The organism is Methylotuvimicrobium buryatense (genome assembly GCF_005931095.1).
GTDB lineage: Bacteria > Pseudomonadota > Gammaproteobacteria > Methylococcales > Methylomonadaceae > Methylotuvimicrobium > Methylotuvimicrobium buryatense.
In genome coordinates, this window is record NZ_CP035467.1 from 4,001,555 (window position 1) to 4,017,109 (window position 15,555).

Here is a 15,555-nt window from a genome sequence, read left to right on the forward strand (position 1 = left end):
AACTACCGTTGACCCTTCGACGGGCTCAGGGCGAACGGTAGTTTGAGACTCTCAACTGCTCTTTTTAAGATACATAGCTTTTTTGAACCACCGATCAAATCAAATCCGGCGCGCATTGTTCCAGCAAAGTATTTAGTGCCGGCTACCGCCTGGGCTTTTATGCCGTTAAATGCCGGAAATGATGAAGTCCAATGCGGCAATAATTTCAGAGCGATACTGCGAAAGGTCGCAAATTTCTTTACCAAGATATTTTCGATCTATGCCGGCAATTTGCTGGGTGAGCACAATAAAAGATCTGTCATCAATTTTTAAGATTGGACATAGCTTTGTAATTGCAGCTTTACCTGCAAGGTTAGTAGGGCAAAGCGGAATGACGACTGTGGTCCGTAACTCGTCAAGTAAGTTGGATTGGATATCCAAAAGGTAAGGGTAGGCTTTCATAGTTGCTTTGTTTGAATTCTCGTAAGCCCTGAACTGAGCCACTAAAAACTCCTCAAATCGTCGCTAAAGTTTCCATGATCCTCTACCAATTGATTGTATGCTTCGATGGCAATCTTGTTTTCACACAGCCAAAGTTCTCGTTGCCGAGCGTTTACTAATTCGGTTAAAGCTGTTTCCAAGGTTGCCGACAAATTGATCTTTAGTTCTTTCGCTTTAACAAGTAAATCACTGTTGATACTGACGTTTGTTGGTTTTTTTGGGGCGTGAGTGTCAAAGACCTGGGGCATGCGCATATCTCATCGATAACTAATGCGCATATAATATGCACATTAGTTATGAGACGCAAGACACATAACGAAAGGGAATAAGTTAGGCAACCGGCACCGCGATTTTTGTTCGTATTCATTGTTAATATTGAAGACGGACAACTGCATTGCCCGCCTTGCCATGCATCAACCGCCGAACGCCCGTTTAACGAACTCCGGCTGCGCCAATGCCGCGCGGTGGATATCGACATTGTAATATTCGGTCGCAAACGGTTTATTCGCCGAATCCTCCTGCCTGAAACCGTCCAATGTTTTCTTGCCGGCGATTGTCGCGCTCCACCAGCCGGACGGGTAAATGCATTGCGGGAAAAACAGCGTTTGCAAATGCTCGAAACCGGCTGCGCTCATGGCACCTCGCATCGCTTGCATCAGATTTAAATGATAAAGGGCAGACTCGGATTGTTGTATGACCATGCCGTTTTCGGACAGGCAATTCAAACAATCGCGGTAAAACGCTTCGCCGAACAAGCCTTCGGCCGGTCCTACCGGATCGGTGCTGTCGACGATGATGATGTCGACCGAACCGGGCGCGGCATCTTTGACCCATTTTATGCCGTCGATAAATTTCAGCTCGGCGCGGGGATCGCCGTTCGACTCGCACAATTCAGGAAAATAAATTTCGGCTAAACGCGTCACGCGTTCGTCGATATCGATCTGCACGACCTGTTCGACGCCCGGATGCTTCAAGACTTCTTTCAACGTACCGCAGTCGCCGCCGCCGATGATCCAAACCCGTTTCGGATTCGGGTGCGTAAACAACACCGGGTGGCTCATCATTTCGTGATAGAAAAAGTTATCGCGGGTCGAGACCATCGTACAGCCGTCGATCACCATCAGATTACCGAAATCCTCGGTTTCATAGATCTCGAGGAATTGAAAATCGGACTGCTCTTCATGCAATTTACGTTTGATTTTCAGCGAGAAAGCCGAGCCAGCGCCGGGAGCTTGTTCGGTAAACCATTCAGTTGGGTTCATTGTTGGGTAATCCTGTTGGAAAGGTTTAAAATGGGGCCATTATATTAGAAATCTCTGCCGTATTGAAAAATTACTAATTGTTCCAGCAATTCCCAATTTGGAGATCAAAAAGGGTGTGGGGTATGCTTGGCGAGGATGTCGGCAGCAGGGCAGATTTTTGCTCCTGCAAAACCTGCATTCACGCCATCCTTGGCGCTTGCAGATTTTTGCTCCTGCAAAACCTGCATTCACGCCATCCTTGGCGTTCGAGCTGCCGCCAAGCCCCCATGGGTTTACGGCGTTCCTCGACAGGCATACCCCACACCCTAAAATCGGCGAAACTGCTCAAACTGGGAATTGCTATAATTGTTCAATCGCCTGTATTTAGGATTTCGCCAAAATTTACTTCCCGATTTGCGAAAGTCTCTTGTAGGGGCGAATTTATTCGCACCTAAACTACACCGGAAATTCATCCGCGTACTTGAGGAAGTCATTACCGGCCATATCCTTAGAACGAGTCGGAGCTTGTCCTCCCCCTTTGAAAAAGGGGGATTGAGGGGGATTTATTTATATAATCTTCCCGAACCCCTCGACAACTGCTGAGTGACAAGGATGTCATGAATGCAGAAAATGCAGGAGCATTTTTCTGCCCTGCATCCATGTCGTCTTTTTCAAAGAGGGGAACTGAATATTTACAAAATTAAGCCCATCCTACATTTCAAACCAAGGAAAACCCGAGTGCAATTCAAGCCTGAACCATCCTGGACCATCGAACAATCGGCGCAAACTTACGGCATCGCCAACTGGGGCGACGGTTTTTTTTCGATCAACGCGGCCGGCCGGGTCTCGGTCAAGCCGGATCCCGACAAGAACGCCGAACTGGACTTGTACGAAATCGCGCAGACCTTGAAAGATAAAAACCTGTCGCTGCCGGTGCTGGTGCGTTTTACCGACATCCTGAAAAATCGCGTCAAACAATTGCATGACGCGTTCGGCAAAGCCTGCGCTACGAACGATTACCGAGGCACTTACACGCCGGTCTACCCGATCAAGGTCAACCAGCAGCGTAAAGTGATCGAAGGCATCGTGGCCGGCAAACAGGTCGGTCTCGAAGCCGGCAGCAAACCGGAACTGCTGGCGATCCTGGCCTTATCGCCCGGCCTGATCGTCTGCAACGGCTATAAGGACAGAGCTTACATCCGTCTCGCGCTGATCGGTTTGCGCATGGGCCTTACGGTCTACATCGTGATCGAAAAGCCTTCCGAGCTGGAATTGATACTCGATGAATCGCAAAAACTTGGCATCAAGCCCCTGCTCGGCGTGCGCGTACGGCTATCGAGCATTAGTACCGGCAAATGGCAAAACAGCGGCGGTGAGAAGTCCAAGTTCGGTTTCCATGCCGGCGAAGTGCTGCAATTGGTCGAACGGCTCGGCAACAAAGGTCTGCTGGACACCTTGAAATTAATGCATTTTCACATGGGTTCGCAGATCGCAAACATTCACGACATTAAGACCGCGCTAAAAGAAGCCGGACAGTTCTATGCCGAATTGCACAAGCTCGGCGCCAAAATCGATACCGTCGATGCCGGCGGCGGTCTCGGCGTCGATTACGACGGCAGCCGTTCGCGCCGCGACTGCTCGATCAATTACAGCGTCGACGAATACGCGCAAAACATCGTGCGCAGCTTCGCCGAAAGCTGCGCCGAGCACGGCCTGCTACACCCGCACATCATCACCGAATCGGGACGCGCACTGACCGCGCATCATGCGGTCTTGATCAGCAACGTCACCGATATCGAATCGCTCGATACCGAACTCGACAAATGCGACTCGCCATTCTCATCGCACAACATCGCCGAACAATATCACGACGCCCAATTTAATCTGAACGAAGCGAGAAATGCCTTCGTGCAAGGCAAACACGGACTTGTCGAACTCGCCGAAGCCGAAAGCGAATACGTACAACTGTTTCGGCAAATCAAGGCGCATCTGAATCCCAACAACCACAGCGAAGCGGCGATCTTGCAGGAACTAAACGAAAAGTTGGCCGACAAGGTATTTTGCAATTTTTCGCTGTTTCAATCGTTGCCGGACATCTGGGGCATCGATCAGATTTTTCCTATCATGCCGATTCACCGGCTCGACGAGTGCCCTTCCCGGCGCGCGGTGCTGCAAGATTTGACCTGCGATTCGGACGGACGCATCGATCATTATGTCGACGGACCGAATATCGAAAACACGATGCCGCTGCATAAAATCGACTTGAACGAACCTTATCTGATCGGATTTTTCATGGTCGGGGCCTATCAGGAAATTCTCGGCGACATGCACAATCTCTTCGGCGACACGCATTCGATCAATATCGAACTCGACGCCGACGGCTACCATTTTTCCGACTTACAGGAAGGCGAGCATGTCTCCGATTTATTGGATTATGTCCATATCAATCCTGAAGAATTAAAAGAAGCCTATCGTAACAAGCTAACGCAAAGCGGTATCGGCGAATTGGAGCGCTACGAATATGAAAAAGAACTCGAAGCGGGACTTCGGGCTTATACTTATTTAGAAAAATAATTCTAATTTCATAAATACCAGGATCCTGTCATGTCTAATGTTAAAGAGAAAATCGTCGAAGTGATCGAATCGCAACCGGACGATGCCAGCTATGATGAAATTATGCGGGAACTAGCCTTTGAACGCATGATTGAGCGTGGCATGGAAGACTCTCGTCTAGGACGCATTATCAAAGACGAAGAGCTAAAAGCACGCATTCATTCATGGTGGAAATAGTATGGACCGAAGAGGCCTTGCGTTGGCTTCAAGAAATCTTCACTTACATTTCAGAAGATAGCCCTACCGCTGCCCGCAAAGTTGTTTCTGGTATTTACAACAAGGTTCAATTGCTCAAGGACTTTCCTGAAATCGGCTATCAATATCGATCCGAAAACGAAGGCGATATCAGAGTATTGCTTTACGGACATTATCGAATCGCTTACTTACTGAAATCAACGACACGAATCGAAATTTTGGGCGTGTTTCATGGCGCTCTCGATATCGACAACTATTTCACAAAATTCGATCGGGATAATTAAGATGAAAACAGGACTCATCGGACTCGGCGCCATGGGCGCTGGCATGGCGAGAAATCTCGCGAAGGCAGGCTTTTTGACCGGCGTCTATAACCGCACTGCCGATAAAACGCAAGCGTTGGCCAACGAACTCGATGTCGCTGTATTCGACACACCGTCCGAACTCGCCGCCGCGTGCGAGGTCATTTTGATTTGCGTCTCACGCGACGAAGACGTGCTAGAAATGGTTGATGCCGTCGCGCAGACGATTAAACCGGGCGCGATCGTCGTCGACATGTCGACGATCAGCAGCTCGACAGCAAAAAAAGCCGCCGAAATACTCTCCGAAAAGCAAGTGCAATTCCTAGATGCTCCGGTCTCGGGCGGCGTCGAAGGCGCGAAAAAAGGCACCTTGGCGATGATGGTAGGCGGGAGTAGCGAAACTTTAGAAAAAATCCGGCCGATACTTGCCTCGATGGCAACGCGCATTCTGCACATGGGACCGGTCGGTAGCGGTCAGGCCACGAAGGCGGTCAATCAAATTATGGCCGCCGGCATCAACCAAGCCGTGACCGAAGCGCTCGCATTCGGCGAAGCGCAAGGCCTGCCGATGGACAAAGTCATCGAAGTCGTCTCGGGGGGCGCAGCCGGCAATTGGTTTCTCGAACATAGAGGACCGACAATGATGCAGGGTACGTTCGCACCGGGCTTCAAATTGGCATTACATCACAAGGATTTGGAAATCTGCCGCGCAATGGCCGAAAACGCCGACACGCCTATTCCACTGGCCGAAATGACATTGCTCAATTACGCACAGTTAATGGATCAAGGCTTCGGTAACGAGGACATTTCGGCATTGTACCGCTTGAAAAAGCCTCGTAAATTAAGCTGAGACCTGATCAGCCCAGCGGGTAAAACCAAAGCTCTGTAATTCATCCACAAACTACCGTTGCCAACCGACCAAATAAAGCCGTCTTCAGCAAACCTCCACACCAAAAAATACATCGCTACTACTCACAAAACCATGAATTTATTAATTCGCCACGACCGTTAAAAAACTTCTTTTCTTTACTGGTAATTTCAGCTAGTTTGGATGGTAGGAGCGAGCAATATATTTCACAATCGGTCGGCTTGCGAACGCTTGCCGGTTAAACAACCAGCCGATAACATTCTGTCAATCAGGTTATGATGATTTATACGGAATACTCTAACTTATATGAGGATCTTAACATGACTACAATAGCAGACCCCGTCATCGACAGATGGTACAAAGATGTCGAGAATAATTTAACGTTCAAAGTCATTACGATCGATGAAAGCGACGATTCAATCGAAGTACAATATTTGAACGGAGAGATTGGCGAATACGACAACGACAGTTGGTATAATTCAACCTTCGATTATATTGAGGAACCCGAGGATTGGAGCGCACCGTTCGAACTGGACGACGAAGATCTCGGTTATAGCGATCCGGACGAACATCGGCGCAACATGGACGATTTAAACTTTGACGATTACATCGATTAACGGAAACACTTCGCATGAAAATGAGTGCACCGGAATTCCTGGATTGGGAATCCAAAAGCATTACACTAATGGCCATGTCGGGCGCGGGTAAAACCACGCTGGCCAATAAGCTACCTAAACAAAAATGGTTTCATTACTCCGGCGATTACCGGATCGGCACCAAGTATCTGGATGAACCGATCCTGGACAACATCAAGCGCCGAGCGATGGACGTGCCATTTTTGCGAGAGTTACTGCTATCCGACTCTATCTATATATGCAACAACGTTACCGTCGATAACCTGACTCCGGTATCGAGTTTTCTCGGTAAAATCGGTAACCCCGAACTGGGCGGATTGTCATTAAAAGAATTCAAACGACGCCAAAAATTGCATCATGAAGCCGAAATCGCTGCAATGCTCGATGTTCCCGATTTCATAAAAAAATCCGAGGACATCTACGGATACAAACACTTCATTAACGATGCAGGCGGCAGCGTATGCGAACTGGACGACCAGGCGGTACTGGAAACGCTCGCTAGGCACACGCTAATTCTCTATATCAAGATTCCGCCGGATCTCGAAAAAACTATTATCGAGCGTGCCAAAACCGACCCGAAACCGCTTTATTACCGTGAAGCCTTTTTGGATGAAAAATTGGCCGAATTTATGACCAAACAAAACTATTCGGCCCCGGAAATGATTCCGCCCGACGAATTCGTCACCTGGGTCTTCCCGGAATTATTCAAGTCGCGCTTACCTCGTTATGAAGCGATAGCCCGGCAGTACGGCTACACTATCGACGCCAACGATGCCGCACAAGTCAATAACGAAGACGATTTCATTCGCCTGATCGCGGATGCGATCGCCGAACAACAGGCTTAAATAAGGTTAGGATTAATGCCCTTAGTCGCACACACCGATTTACCGACATTCCAGCGTCTGCGTGAAGAAGGCGAAGAAATTTTAAACCCGGAGCGCGCCCGTCACCAAGATATTCGAGAAATGCATATCGGTTTGCTGAATATGATGCCGGATGCCGCGCTTGAAGCCACCGAACGCCAATTTTTCCGACTGGTCGGCGCATGTAACCAAATCACGCAGTTTCATGTCCACCCGTTTACCGTCGACGGATTACCCCGAGGCCCGGAAGCAAAAGCACACATAGAGCGTTATTACGAATCGTTCGAAACCATCAAGCGCGACGGACTGGACGCCTTGATCATCAGCGGCGCCAATGTCACGCAACCGAAACTAGACCAGGAAGATTTTTGGCAACCGTTGACCGAAGTGTTCTTATGGGCAAAACAGAACGTTCCGTCCATTTTATGTTCGTGCCTGGCAACGCACGCCGTCATACAGTTTTGCTACGGTATTGAAAGAACCCGTTTGCCCGCCAAACGCTGGGGCGTGTTTCCGCATAAAGTCTTGGATCGCAAGCATCCCTTAGTCTCGGAAATCAATACCCGCTTCGATGTCCCGCATTCGCGCTTTAACGAAATCTTTCGCGAAGACATCGAACAAAAAGGCTTGAAAGTATTGGTCGCGAGCAAGGAAGCAGGCGTACATCTGGCGGTTAGCCCGGACGGTTTCCGAATCGTATTCTTCCAAGGCCACCCGGAGTACGACGACATCAGCCTGTTGAAAGAATACAAGCGCGAAGTGACGCGTTATTATTACGGTCAAATAGACGACTATCCGCCTTTTCCGGAGCATTATTTCAGCCCCAAAGTCCAGCATATTTTCATGGACTACCGAGACCACGTCATAGCGGCGCGGCGCGGCAATAAACCGATCGAACCTTTTCCGGAAGCCGCCGTACTGGATTACATCGACAATACTTGGCGGGATACGGCTCGAGCGGTCTTTAACAACTGGCTCGGAAAAATTTATCAGATCACCGATCAGGACCGGCGTATTCCGTTTATGCCGGGCATCGATCCCAACAACCCTTTAGGTTTATGAACACGCACTCGGACTATTTACAACAAGCGATCGATCTCGCTGCCGAAAACGTCGAATCCGGACAAGGCGGCCCTTACGGCGCATTGATCGTCAAAGAAGGTAAAATTATTGCCGCCAGCGGCAACCAAGTCACCGGCCGACTCGACCCGACGGCTCATGCCGAAGTCATGGCCATTCGCATGGCCTGCCAAACCTTGAACGACTATCAGTTGACAGGCTGTACCTTGTACACCAGCTGCGAACCGTGTCCAATGTGCCTGGGAGCGATCTATTGGGCCCGACTCGACAAGGTTTATTACGCCTGTAGCCGAGAAGACGCGGCAGCGGCCGGATTCGACGACAGCTTCATTTATGATGAAATTCCGCTACCGCCGGACGAAAGAAGCATCGCCATGCTAAACCTCAAACAAGGCAACGATCTCAAGCCTTTTGAACTATGGAACGCTAAACCCGATAAGATCCTTTATTAGCCAACGCAACGACCTGAGGGTTACTCGCCCGCTTTCTCGATTACCACCTCGGCTTTCTCTTCTTCAACTTTGTCGACGGCTTGCCCGGTAGCCTTACCAACATTTTCGTCGGCTTCTTCGGGCTCGGAGGCCAAAATTTGAGGACTATCGGCAATCTTAATCAACCATCCTTCCGCGCCTTTGCAGCCAAGAACGGCATCGGCTCTTGCGTTGATTCGGGCGAATTTTCCGTTCAATGAAGCCGGTAATTTTGCACTGACTCTAAAAAAACTGTTTTTATTTTCGACATCCAACTCCAGTGGAATATCTTTTGCCGTTACTCGAATAGTGTCAGGCGCTATCCAATTGGAAATCGTAAACACCAACTCGGATTCGGGCGCGACCTCGGTTTTATTTTCCGCACTATAAACCGGCAGATTAAAGTCCCTAAATTTTGGTGTTTTGCAAATTGGCTTGTCATTATCGTCAGTGTAAGCAAAAGCCCCATTAGTCAGTGATGCGGCGATCGTAAAAATAGTAACTTTCAATAATTTCTTTGTCGTCATAACCTTCTCACATTTATAGTTATTGTAATTGGCGAATCCAAAAGCTTTATCCTTGCTTAACCTTAAATAGTTTTTAAATTGAATTCAACTCTCAAGAATATATCACGGCTTTAACGCATGGGAAGCAGTCTAAAACTCAATTCGTCGGAACTTAATTCACCAGACCCCACCCCAACTGACCCCATCGGTTCTAAGACGCCACCGGAACCGAGCGCATGCCGAAACACGCTGAAATCACCTTCATAATTGATTCTATAGCGATTAAAGCCATCTCTAACACTGAGCCAAGCCACCGATTTAACCATCGGCAGGGATTCTATATGACGTGTAACTCGAGTAATATCGTTCATACCGGCAATCCCGGCAATATTGAGCATCATCATGCCTCGCTCAAGTATATCCGGCTTAACGCCATAATAATGAGACAAGCGCGTATAAACGCCCCGCATACCGCTCAACAACGCTTCATGCAATGTGCCGCAAGAATTTGACCACTGTTGCACGCCTCCGTCGAAATAAAAAGCCCAATCCGCCTGCCAACAATCGGCTTGCCGGGCCACCCTGCCCGCCAGTATCGACACCACATCGTAGCGCCCGGAAATATCCAATAGCTGCTCAGGATAAGCGCTCAGAACATCATGCACGGCAATTTGGGCGCGCTCTTCAAGATCAAGCAAAGGAAAAATCAGCGGCAATCCCTGCTGTTTCGCGGCACGGCTGATAGCATGCTCCAAAGACGGCATCAATTCGGGTTTAAAAAAACGCCGCTTGCCTTGTTCGTCGACGACCAACCAAAGCAATGTTTCCGGCCTAATCTCGCTCCAAATCCCCAATCGCCCGGTACTGAGCAAATTCAATAGCCGCGTCTCGTCAAACAAAACCCTCATGACTCGTGCCTGCCCGGATGCATCGCTCGTTTTCTCAACCAAAGAATATTGGTGCTGCTTGACGTAAAAACGCGCCTGGGCCAAAGCCGTCTTGGCAACGGGGTCATCGAGAACATCGCTGCCGGATAATACCCGTTGCAAGACAATGGTCATCGCCTCCTTGATCGCGACCTCAATATCTTCCGGCCGCTGGCTTTTCGCAATGACCTCCGTTTCGAACAAGCCTTTGACTTCGGCGGCCCAGCCACTCGAACCGCACAAATAAACGATAACCGCAAGAACCCTAAATAGTGACTTCATATCCCTCACACAAATCCGAAGATGTCTTGTACAATATCGGTCATTAACATTTTTACTTTATAGAGAACATCACATTGAGCGCACAAAATCAAGACGGCTTGAATTATAAGAGTGCCGGCGTGGATATCGAAGCCGGCAATGCATTGGTCGAACGGATCAAACCGATCGCAGCCAAAACCCGCACACCTGGAGTGTTAGCAGGACTCGGCGGTTTCGGATCGATGTTCGAACTCCCTCTCGACCGCTACCGACAACCGATACTGGTTTCCGGGACCGATGGAGTGGGCACTAAGCTCAAACTGGCGATCGATCTCGGCATTCATAACACGGTCGGCATCGACTTAGTCGCGATGTGCGTCAACGATATCATTGTTCAAGGCGCGGAACCTTTATTCTTTCTCGATTATTTCGCCACCGGGAAACTCGATGTCGACACGGCAGCCGCAGTCGTCGAAGGTATAGGTAAAGGCTGCGAATTGGCCGGAGCCGCGTTGGTCGGCGGCGAAACGGCCGAAATGCCCGGCATGTACGCAGACGGCGAATACGATTTAGCCGGATTTTGCGTCGGCATCGTCGAAAAAAGCAACATCATCGACGGCAGCAAGGTCAAAGCCGGAGACAAGCTGATCGGCATCGCATCAAGCGGCCCCCATTCGAACGGCTATTCGCTGATACGCAAAATTTTAGCGCACGGCAACACGCCGCTATCGGAACCTTTCCACGGCAAAACGCTCGGTGAAGCGCTGTTGGAACCGACCCGCATCTACGTCAAACCGCTGTTGAAACTGCTCGAATCGGTGCCGGTTCATGCGCTGGCACACATCACCGGCGGCGGCATCACCGAAAATCTGCCGCGCGTGCTACCGGAAGACACAGCCGCACACATCCAATTAGGATCGTGGAAACGCCCGGAAGTTTTCGACTGGCTGCAACAACAAGGTAACGTTTCCGGTGCCGACATGCTGACCACTTTCAATTGCGGCATCGGCATGATCGTTTGCGTCGCCGAAGAAGACGAAGCGGCAACGCTGCGAATTTTGACGGAAGCCGGCGAAACAGCGTTTTCGATAGGAACATGCGAATCATCGGAAGGCAAGCCGAAGGTTGAATACTCTTAAACGAAAGCGGCAATGGACTCCCGAGCCGAGATTAGCGCTCGGTATCCAAAGAGATATCGATTTAAAAAGTGAAACAATAGCACGGACGGCGTTGCAAAACCCGTCCGGCGTTAGAGGTTTTGACCTGAAGGAAACAGGCGGTTTTTTGGATTACATTTCTCTAACGCGAAAGAAATCGGCAAAAGCCATAAATCAAAGACTTAACCCCGTTTTTTTGGAAGCCGCCACTTTGCCGTTGACCGCCAAATGCGTCAAAAACTGCTCCACCTCGCTAGCGCCCAAGCCACGCGGATGGCGCTTGCCAAAATGCAAAATATAGCGTTTAATCCACTCCGTATAAGCCTGCTCAGTACGAATGCTGTAATGCTTCAAGCGAATCTTAGCCCGTACTTGATCCAATAATTTTAGGATGCCTAATTACAGTTAACCAATGGAGATAAGTAGCATGCGGCAATATATGAGCGAAACACTACTTGCTCAGTTTTCCAAATCAGCAAGAAAAACTCGCGCCGCGCTCGGAACGGAGGATATCACCGGAATGTCGCCTTTGTACGGAGTATCTGGTAATACCTTTAGGGCATATCGGAGCTGGAGTGAGCCGCCCGGAGAGATATACAAGGCATGGGCGAAGAAAAAAACGGATTCCATCATAACAGCCACGCCATTAAAAGAAATCGCTACTGAGCCTGGATTCCAATGCTGGCATAGAGGCTTGTGCAAATCACTAAATGCGAAATGGAAAAAAGATCAAGGCGGAAAATTATCCATCGCGCACTGCTATAAACTTGTTGATCTATATATTAAATGGTTAAGTCGCTATCGAATTCAGAATGGAGAATTCGCTTCGCTATTGAATAAGTATGCGTCATGTGCACTTGACTCTCAAACTATATCAAAGATCAACGCATGCTACGGATATTGTCTTCCAATCAGCAAACCGCGTATGGGCGACATTCATAACGAGAACACTTACCATTATTGCCAATATATGATCGCAGCATTTTGTGAGGCCGCTGGCGGCACAAAATTGGAGTTTGATTATTGGGCCTGGAAAAAAGGTGGCTAACACGGAGCTTCAAATAAGGGAACAGAAATTAAATGCCATACGATGTAGCTGTTGCATGCGAAAAGCTTAGTTATAGGGATAAACTATGCCTTGCTCAATTGTTAATACAGGCGACAAGAAAGGAAGAAGAGAATGCAAACCCGCAAAATCGATCAAAATCATAAGTTACTGCTAAGAGTTCCAAAATCTTAAAACACAGGCGTTCGACGAAATTGACACCATCGGATACGTTGTTGAAAGGCTTTTTGAATTGCGACCGAGCAAGAAAAAGGCGTTAGCCAATTCAATTAAGTCAATGTTTCAATTTCAGGGTGGCATTTCAGAGGCGGACATCGACGCAATTATCCATGAATTTGAAAAGCGTAAGTATATAAAAATTGAGCAAAATAGCGTCAGTTATTTATAATCGAATTCACCTTGGCCATTGAGGTAAGTTTTTCTTGCCTTTAAGCTCTTTAATCCCCCCGCATCATTAACGGAGAAAATCTATGGAACTCTCAGCAGTTTTAACGCCAACCCCCGAAGGGGGGTATATCGCCTTCAATCCGGAAACCGGCACAACTACACAAGGGGAAACCGTTGAGGAAGCATTGACCAATTTGCGTGAGGCAACCGAGCTTTATCTTGAAGAATTTCCTCTTATCGTCGAGGGACGCCCTTTGCTGACCTCATTTCAAGTACCGGAACATGCCTAAATTGCCGGTCGTGTCGGGAACGGAGGTTGTAAGGGCTTTGCAACGGTTGGGATTCGTGGTTGCACGGCAGCGTGGTAGCCATATCGTGATGCGGCGCGGTTCCTCGGGTTGCGTCGTGCCAAATCACGCCGAACTAAAAACTGGCACATTGAGCGGAGTTCTAAAACAGGCTGATATTTCCGTAGATGAATTCGTTGAGTCACTACATGCTTAACCATGCGGTCCAGCCGAGGCTGCAGAACGGGGTCAGGTCTATAAAAGAAGCGTCTAATTTACACCTCTGATAATTCGCCCTACTGTAGTAAAGTGTAACCCGAAGTGTTCGGCGATTTGCTGGTTTTTAGCAGGGGTTATGCTATGAATCTAGACCCTAATAATACCTTTAAAAATACCTTTTGTCTTTTCTGTGTTAATGGCCAATTAAACTGAGCCAGAAATGGCCAACAATTTTGAGCCACTTTTTCAGACTTTATTTGTACCAATAAATCTGACAGAGTCCCTGAATTTTTTCCAGGGAGTGAGAACGATGGGGGTCAAGCCTTACAATTGACATTTACCCCACCCTTTTCCGATTATTTCACTATACATTTATACATTTGCTACTCTCTATAGTGAAAAGGACGCTTGGTTACTTTTCTTATCGGCTACCATTAACCGTAAAAAGTAATCCGCCCTCTTTTCCATAGCGGTTTTAACCTGAAGAAAATAAGCGCTTTATAGGATCGTAATTTTCTAACGCGAGTGAAATCGATAAAATCCATAAATCAAAAACTTGATCCCCGTTTTCCAAACAATACTGGTGGGGGGCTTGAGGACTTTTTGAATATCAAAGAAATACAGGTGACCAATGCGGCTTGTCTGTAGCGTAGCGAAAGGCGCGCCGGTCGAGTTTACGCTTTTGTTATGCACCTTTTTCAACCAAACGACCGGTTACATATTTGTGTAGAATACTTGACACAAGAACTTGATAAGGCAATCCCTCAATTAATGCCCTTTCTTGTAAAAGCTCAAGATCCATTTCCGTCATTCGTATATTTACACGCTTGTCTTTTCTGAATGTGTTTTTTGCTGCTGCTGTATATTCTGCAATATCTGATGGATTCATAACTGAAACCCATTCATCATTTTCATATGATTCAAGCAGATCTTTCTCTTCTTGATCGAGTTTGCTAGCCATTATTCACCTCAAGATACTGTTTTGTAGCTTTACGACTTGGGATTATGGTTTTCAAAAATATCTGTTTTTCATCTTCAACGAATGGAATCAAATATGCGTAATTTTCAATATTTATGATGAACATGCGCTGGTTAGGGTATTTTGAAGGGTTCGGATGTTTGATCACATCCAAAACACCCTTGATGAACGACTCGTTCGGATGACATTCCCCGCTCTGCAATCAGCTGAGCGTTCTTTTCGAAATTCCAAACAAAGTGCTTCATACTGAAAATTTAGCCCATTGTCGCCTTTTGCAATCTTTCCAGGTCGCCCGATTAGCTTTACATTATGCGGCTTTAAGCCGTGATTCAAACATAACCAACTACTCCTAATCTGATCGAAAAAGCGTCTAATTTCCTGGAGGAGAGGAACGTGCTTGGCGAGGATGTCGACTTACGCTAATCCGACCTTCGATTCATGAGCTCGATCAAACCTTTTTTACAAATTCCGATTTCAATTTCATCGCGCCGATGCCGTCGATTTTACAATCGATATCGTGATCGCCTTCGACCAACCGGATATTTTTGACCTTTGTGCCGACTTTAACGACAAGGGACGAGCCTTTTACCTTGAGATCCTTGATCACCGTAATCGTATCGCCATCCTGCAATACATTGCCGTTGGCGTCTTTAATCATCCTGCCTTCATTTCCGATGCCGCCCTCCGAGTCTTGCGACCATTCATGCCCGCACTCCGGACAAATGTACATGCCTCCATCGATATAAGTGTATTCAGAGTTGCACTGCGGACAATTAGGTAATTCGCTCATCTTGGTATTGTATTTGTTCGTTTAATTTGGCTAGCAGTCTGTTGAAAAAGAACTCGATACTTTTTGCCTTAATCTTCGGGCTGCTTTCTTTTTGATAATAATCAAAAGGTCAGGGGTATGTTTACCGACATCTTCGCCAAACATACCACATACCTAATGATCATGAAGATACTCTCATCACTTAGGACTATGAAAGTACCCGGACTGATTAGGGATGAGAAAATACGATC

Annotated in this window: 21 protein-coding genes; 12 read left to right on the top strand and 9 right to left on the bottom strand. The window is 47.8% G+C overall.

From position 1 onward, the window contains the following. Positions 1-165: 165 nt before the first annotated feature. The 4 genes from EQU24_RS17890 to EQU24_RS23335 form a co-directional block, all read right to left on the bottom strand. Positions 166-483 (bottom strand): CcdB family protein, encoded by a 318-nt coding sequence (locus tag EQU24_RS17890; protein WP_017842251.1) that lies wholly within the window; start codon positions 481-483, stop codon positions 166-168. After that, positions 483-734 carry a type II toxin-antitoxin system CcdA family antitoxin gene (locus tag EQU24_RS17895; RefSeq protein WP_341867668.1) on the bottom strand — a complete coding sequence of 84 codons (252 nt, stop codon included), beginning with the start codon at positions 732-734 and terminating at the stop codon, positions 483-485. Before EQU24_RS17895 ends, EQU24_RS17890 begins: the two co-directional genes overlap by 1 nt. 159 nt (positions 735-893) lie before the next feature. Beyond that, on the bottom strand, positions 894-1,742 hold the full coding sequence (speE, locus tag EQU24_RS17900) for a polyamine aminopropyltransferase (RefSeq protein ID WP_017842249.1): 849 nt from the start codon (positions 1,740-1,742) through the stop codon (positions 894-896). Between the two features lie 104 nt (positions 1,743-1,846). Beyond that, complete coding sequence (locus tag EQU24_RS23335; RefSeq protein ID WP_017842248.1) at positions 1,847-1,969, bottom strand: hypothetical protein; 123 nt, start codon at positions 1,967-1,969, stop codon at positions 1,847-1,849. Positions 1,970-2,459: 490 nt separating this feature from the next. On the opposite strand from EQU24_RS23335, the gene speA reads away from it, so the two are divergent. From speA to EQU24_RS17945, 8 genes are all read left to right on the top strand, one after another. Further along, the gene (gene speA, locus EQU24_RS17910; protein WP_017842247.1) at positions 2,460-4,295 is read left to right on the top strand and encodes a biosynthetic arginine decarboxylase; all 1,836 of its coding nucleotides are present in this window, start codon (positions 2,460-2,462) and stop codon (positions 4,293-4,295) included. A 30-nt stretch (positions 4,296-4,325) separates the two neighbouring features. Continuing rightward, on the top strand, positions 4,326-4,511 hold the full coding sequence (locus EQU24_RS17915; protein WP_017842246.1) for a hypothetical protein: 186 nt from the start codon (positions 4,326-4,328) through the stop codon (positions 4,509-4,511). Beyond that, on the top strand, positions 4,499-4,813 hold the full coding sequence (locus EQU24_RS17920) for a type II toxin-antitoxin system RelE/ParE family toxin (protein WP_017842245.1): 315 nt from the start codon (positions 4,499-4,501) through the stop codon (positions 4,811-4,813). The genes EQU24_RS17915 and EQU24_RS17920 overlap by 13 nt, the downstream gene beginning before the upstream one ends. 1 nt (position 4,814) lies before the next feature. Then, on the top strand, positions 4,815-5,681 hold the full coding sequence (locus EQU24_RS17925) for an NAD(P)-dependent oxidoreductase (protein WP_017842244.1): 867 nt from the start codon (positions 4,815-4,817) through the stop codon (positions 5,679-5,681). Positions 5,682-6,019: 338 nt separating this feature from the next. Then, positions 6,020-6,316, top strand: a complete 297-nt coding sequence (locus tag EQU24_RS17930) for a DUF6763 family protein (RefSeq protein WP_017842243.1) — start codon at positions 6,020-6,022, stop codon at positions 6,314-6,316. A 14-nt stretch (positions 6,317-6,330) separates the two neighbouring features. Further along, positions 6,331-7,179 carry a hypothetical protein gene (locus tag EQU24_RS17935; protein WP_017842242.1) on the top strand — a complete coding sequence of 283 codons (849 nt, stop codon included), beginning with the start codon at positions 6,331-6,333 and terminating at the stop codon, positions 7,177-7,179. A gap of 15 nt (positions 7,180-7,194) precedes the next feature. Further along, entirely contained in the window at positions 7,195-8,259 is a 1,065-nt protein-coding gene (gene metA, locus EQU24_RS17940) for a homoserine O-succinyltransferase MetA (RefSeq protein WP_017842241.1), read from the top strand. Then, complete coding sequence (locus EQU24_RS17945; protein WP_017842240.1) at positions 8,256-8,729, top strand: nucleoside deaminase; 474 nt, start codon at positions 8,256-8,258, stop codon at positions 8,727-8,729. The genes metA and EQU24_RS17945 overlap by 4 nt, the downstream gene beginning before the upstream one ends. 20 nt (positions 8,730-8,749) lie before the next feature. Here EQU24_RS17945 and EQU24_RS17950 read toward each other — a convergent pair whose 3' ends face one another. Both EQU24_RS17950 and EQU24_RS17955 read right to left on the bottom strand, forming a co-directional pair. Next, the gene (locus EQU24_RS17950) at positions 8,750-9,274 is read right to left on the bottom strand and encodes a hypothetical protein (RefSeq protein ID WP_017842239.1); all 525 of its coding nucleotides are present in this window, start codon (positions 9,272-9,274) and stop codon (positions 8,750-8,752) included. Between the two features lie 110 nt (positions 9,275-9,384). After that, a complete protein-coding gene (locus EQU24_RS17955) occupies positions 9,385-10,461 on the bottom strand; it encodes a DUF2066 domain-containing protein (RefSeq protein ID WP_017842238.1) in 1,077 nt (358 codons plus the stop codon). A gap of 74 nt (positions 10,462-10,535) precedes the next feature. On the opposite strand from EQU24_RS17955, the gene purM reads away from it, so the two are divergent. Next, positions 10,536-11,579, top strand: coding sequence for a phosphoribosylformylglycinamidine cyclo-ligase (gene purM / locus EQU24_RS17960; protein ID WP_017842237.1), 1,044 nt, complete (start codon positions 10,536-10,538; stop codon positions 11,577-11,579). A gap of 192 nt (positions 11,580-11,771) precedes the next feature. Here purM and EQU24_RS17965 read toward each other — a convergent pair whose 3' ends face one another. Then, on the bottom strand, positions 11,772-11,978 hold the full coding sequence (locus EQU24_RS17965) for a phage integrase N-terminal SAM-like domain-containing protein (protein ID WP_017842236.1): 207 nt from the start codon (positions 11,976-11,978) through the stop codon (positions 11,772-11,774). A 58-nt stretch (positions 11,979-12,036) separates the two neighbouring features. On the opposite strand from EQU24_RS17965, the gene EQU24_RS17970 reads away from it, so the two are divergent. From EQU24_RS17970 to EQU24_RS17985, 3 genes are all read left to right on the top strand, one after another. Beyond that, positions 12,037-12,645 carry a hypothetical protein gene (locus tag EQU24_RS17970; protein ID WP_138767211.1) on the top strand — a complete coding sequence of 203 codons (609 nt, stop codon included), beginning with the start codon at positions 12,037-12,039 and terminating at the stop codon, positions 12,643-12,645. Between the two features lie 488 nt (positions 12,646-13,133). Continuing rightward, entirely contained in the window at positions 13,134-13,340 is a 207-nt protein-coding gene (locus tag EQU24_RS17980; RefSeq protein ID WP_017842233.1) for a hypothetical protein, read from the top strand. Continuing rightward, positions 13,333-13,554, top strand: a complete 222-nt coding sequence (locus tag EQU24_RS17985) for a type II toxin-antitoxin system HicA family toxin (RefSeq protein ID WP_083877797.1) — start codon at positions 13,333-13,335, stop codon at positions 13,552-13,554. The genes EQU24_RS17980 and EQU24_RS17985 overlap by 8 nt, the downstream gene beginning before the upstream one ends. 687 nt (positions 13,555-14,241) lie before the next feature. Here the strand turns inward: EQU24_RS17985 and EQU24_RS17990 are convergent. After that, positions 14,242-14,517, bottom strand: coding sequence for a hypothetical protein (locus EQU24_RS17990; protein WP_017842232.1), 276 nt, complete (start codon positions 14,515-14,517; stop codon positions 14,242-14,244). 466 nt (positions 14,518-14,983) lie between these two features. Continuing rightward, the gene (locus tag EQU24_RS18000; RefSeq protein WP_026130337.1) at positions 14,984-15,325 is read right to left on the bottom strand and encodes a zinc ribbon domain-containing protein YjdM; all 342 of its coding nucleotides are present in this window, start codon (positions 15,323-15,325) and stop codon (positions 14,984-14,986) included. Positions 15,326-15,555: the final 230 nt, after the last annotated feature.

Excerpts from the sequence above, each read along its gene's own strand:
- EQU24_RS17895 (WP_341867668.1), bottom strand. The coding sequence starts at position 734 with ATGCGCATGCCCCAGGTCTTTGACACTCACGCCCCAAAAAAACCAACA.
- speE (WP_017842249.1), bottom strand. The coding sequence starts at position 1,742 with ATGAACCCAACTGAATGGTTTACCGAACAAGCTCCCGGCGCTGGCTCG.
- EQU24_RS23335 (WP_017842248.1), bottom strand. The coding sequence starts at position 1,969 with ATGCAGGTTTTGCAGGAGCAAAAATCTGCAAGCGCCAAGGATGGCGTG.
- EQU24_RS17915 (WP_017842246.1), top strand. The coding sequence starts at position 4,326 with ATGTCTAATGTTAAAGAGAAAATCGTCGAAGTGATCGAATCGCAACCG.
- EQU24_RS17920 (WP_017842245.1), top strand. The coding sequence starts at position 4,499 with ATGGTGGAAATAGTATGGACCGAAGAGGCCTTGCGTTGGCTTCAAGAA.
- EQU24_RS17925 (WP_017842244.1), top strand. The coding sequence starts at position 4,815 with ATGAAAACAGGACTCATCGGACTCGGCGCCATGGGCGCTGGCATGGCG.
- EQU24_RS17930 (WP_017842243.1), top strand. The coding sequence starts at position 6,020 with ATGACTACAATAGCAGACCCCGTCATCGACAGATGGTACAAAGATGTC.
- EQU24_RS17935 (WP_017842242.1), top strand. The coding sequence starts at position 6,331 with ATGAAAATGAGTGCACCGGAATTCCTGGATTGGGAATCCAAAAGCATT.
- metA (WP_017842241.1), top strand. The coding sequence starts at position 7,195 with ATGCCCTTAGTCGCACACACCGATTTACCGACATTCCAGCGTCTGCGT.
- EQU24_RS17945 (WP_017842240.1), top strand. The coding sequence starts at position 8,256 with ATGAACACGCACTCGGACTATTTACAACAAGCGATCGATCTCGCTGCC.
- EQU24_RS17950 (WP_017842239.1), bottom strand. The coding sequence starts at position 9,274 with ATGACGACAAAGAAATTATTGAAAGTTACTATTTTTACGATCGCCGCA.
- EQU24_RS17955 (WP_017842238.1), bottom strand. The coding sequence starts at position 10,461 with ATGAAGTCACTATTTAGGGTTCTTGCGGTTATCGTTTATTTGTGCGGT.
- EQU24_RS17970 (WP_138767211.1), top strand. The coding sequence starts at position 12,037 with ATGAGCGAAACACTACTTGCTCAGTTTTCCAAATCAGCAAGAAAAACT.
- EQU24_RS17980 (WP_017842233.1), top strand. The coding sequence starts at position 13,134 with ATGGAACTCTCAGCAGTTTTAACGCCAACCCCCGAAGGGGGGTATATC.
- EQU24_RS17985 (WP_083877797.1), top strand. The coding sequence starts at position 13,333 with ATGCCTAAATTGCCGGTCGTGTCGGGAACGGAGGTTGTAAGGGCTTTG.
- EQU24_RS17990 (WP_017842232.1), bottom strand. The coding sequence starts at position 14,517 with ATGGCTAGCAAACTCGATCAAGAAGAGAAAGATCTGCTTGAATCATAT.
- EQU24_RS18000 (WP_026130337.1), bottom strand. The coding sequence starts at position 15,325 with ATGAGCGAATTACCTAATTGTCCGCAGTGCAACTCTGAATACACTTAT.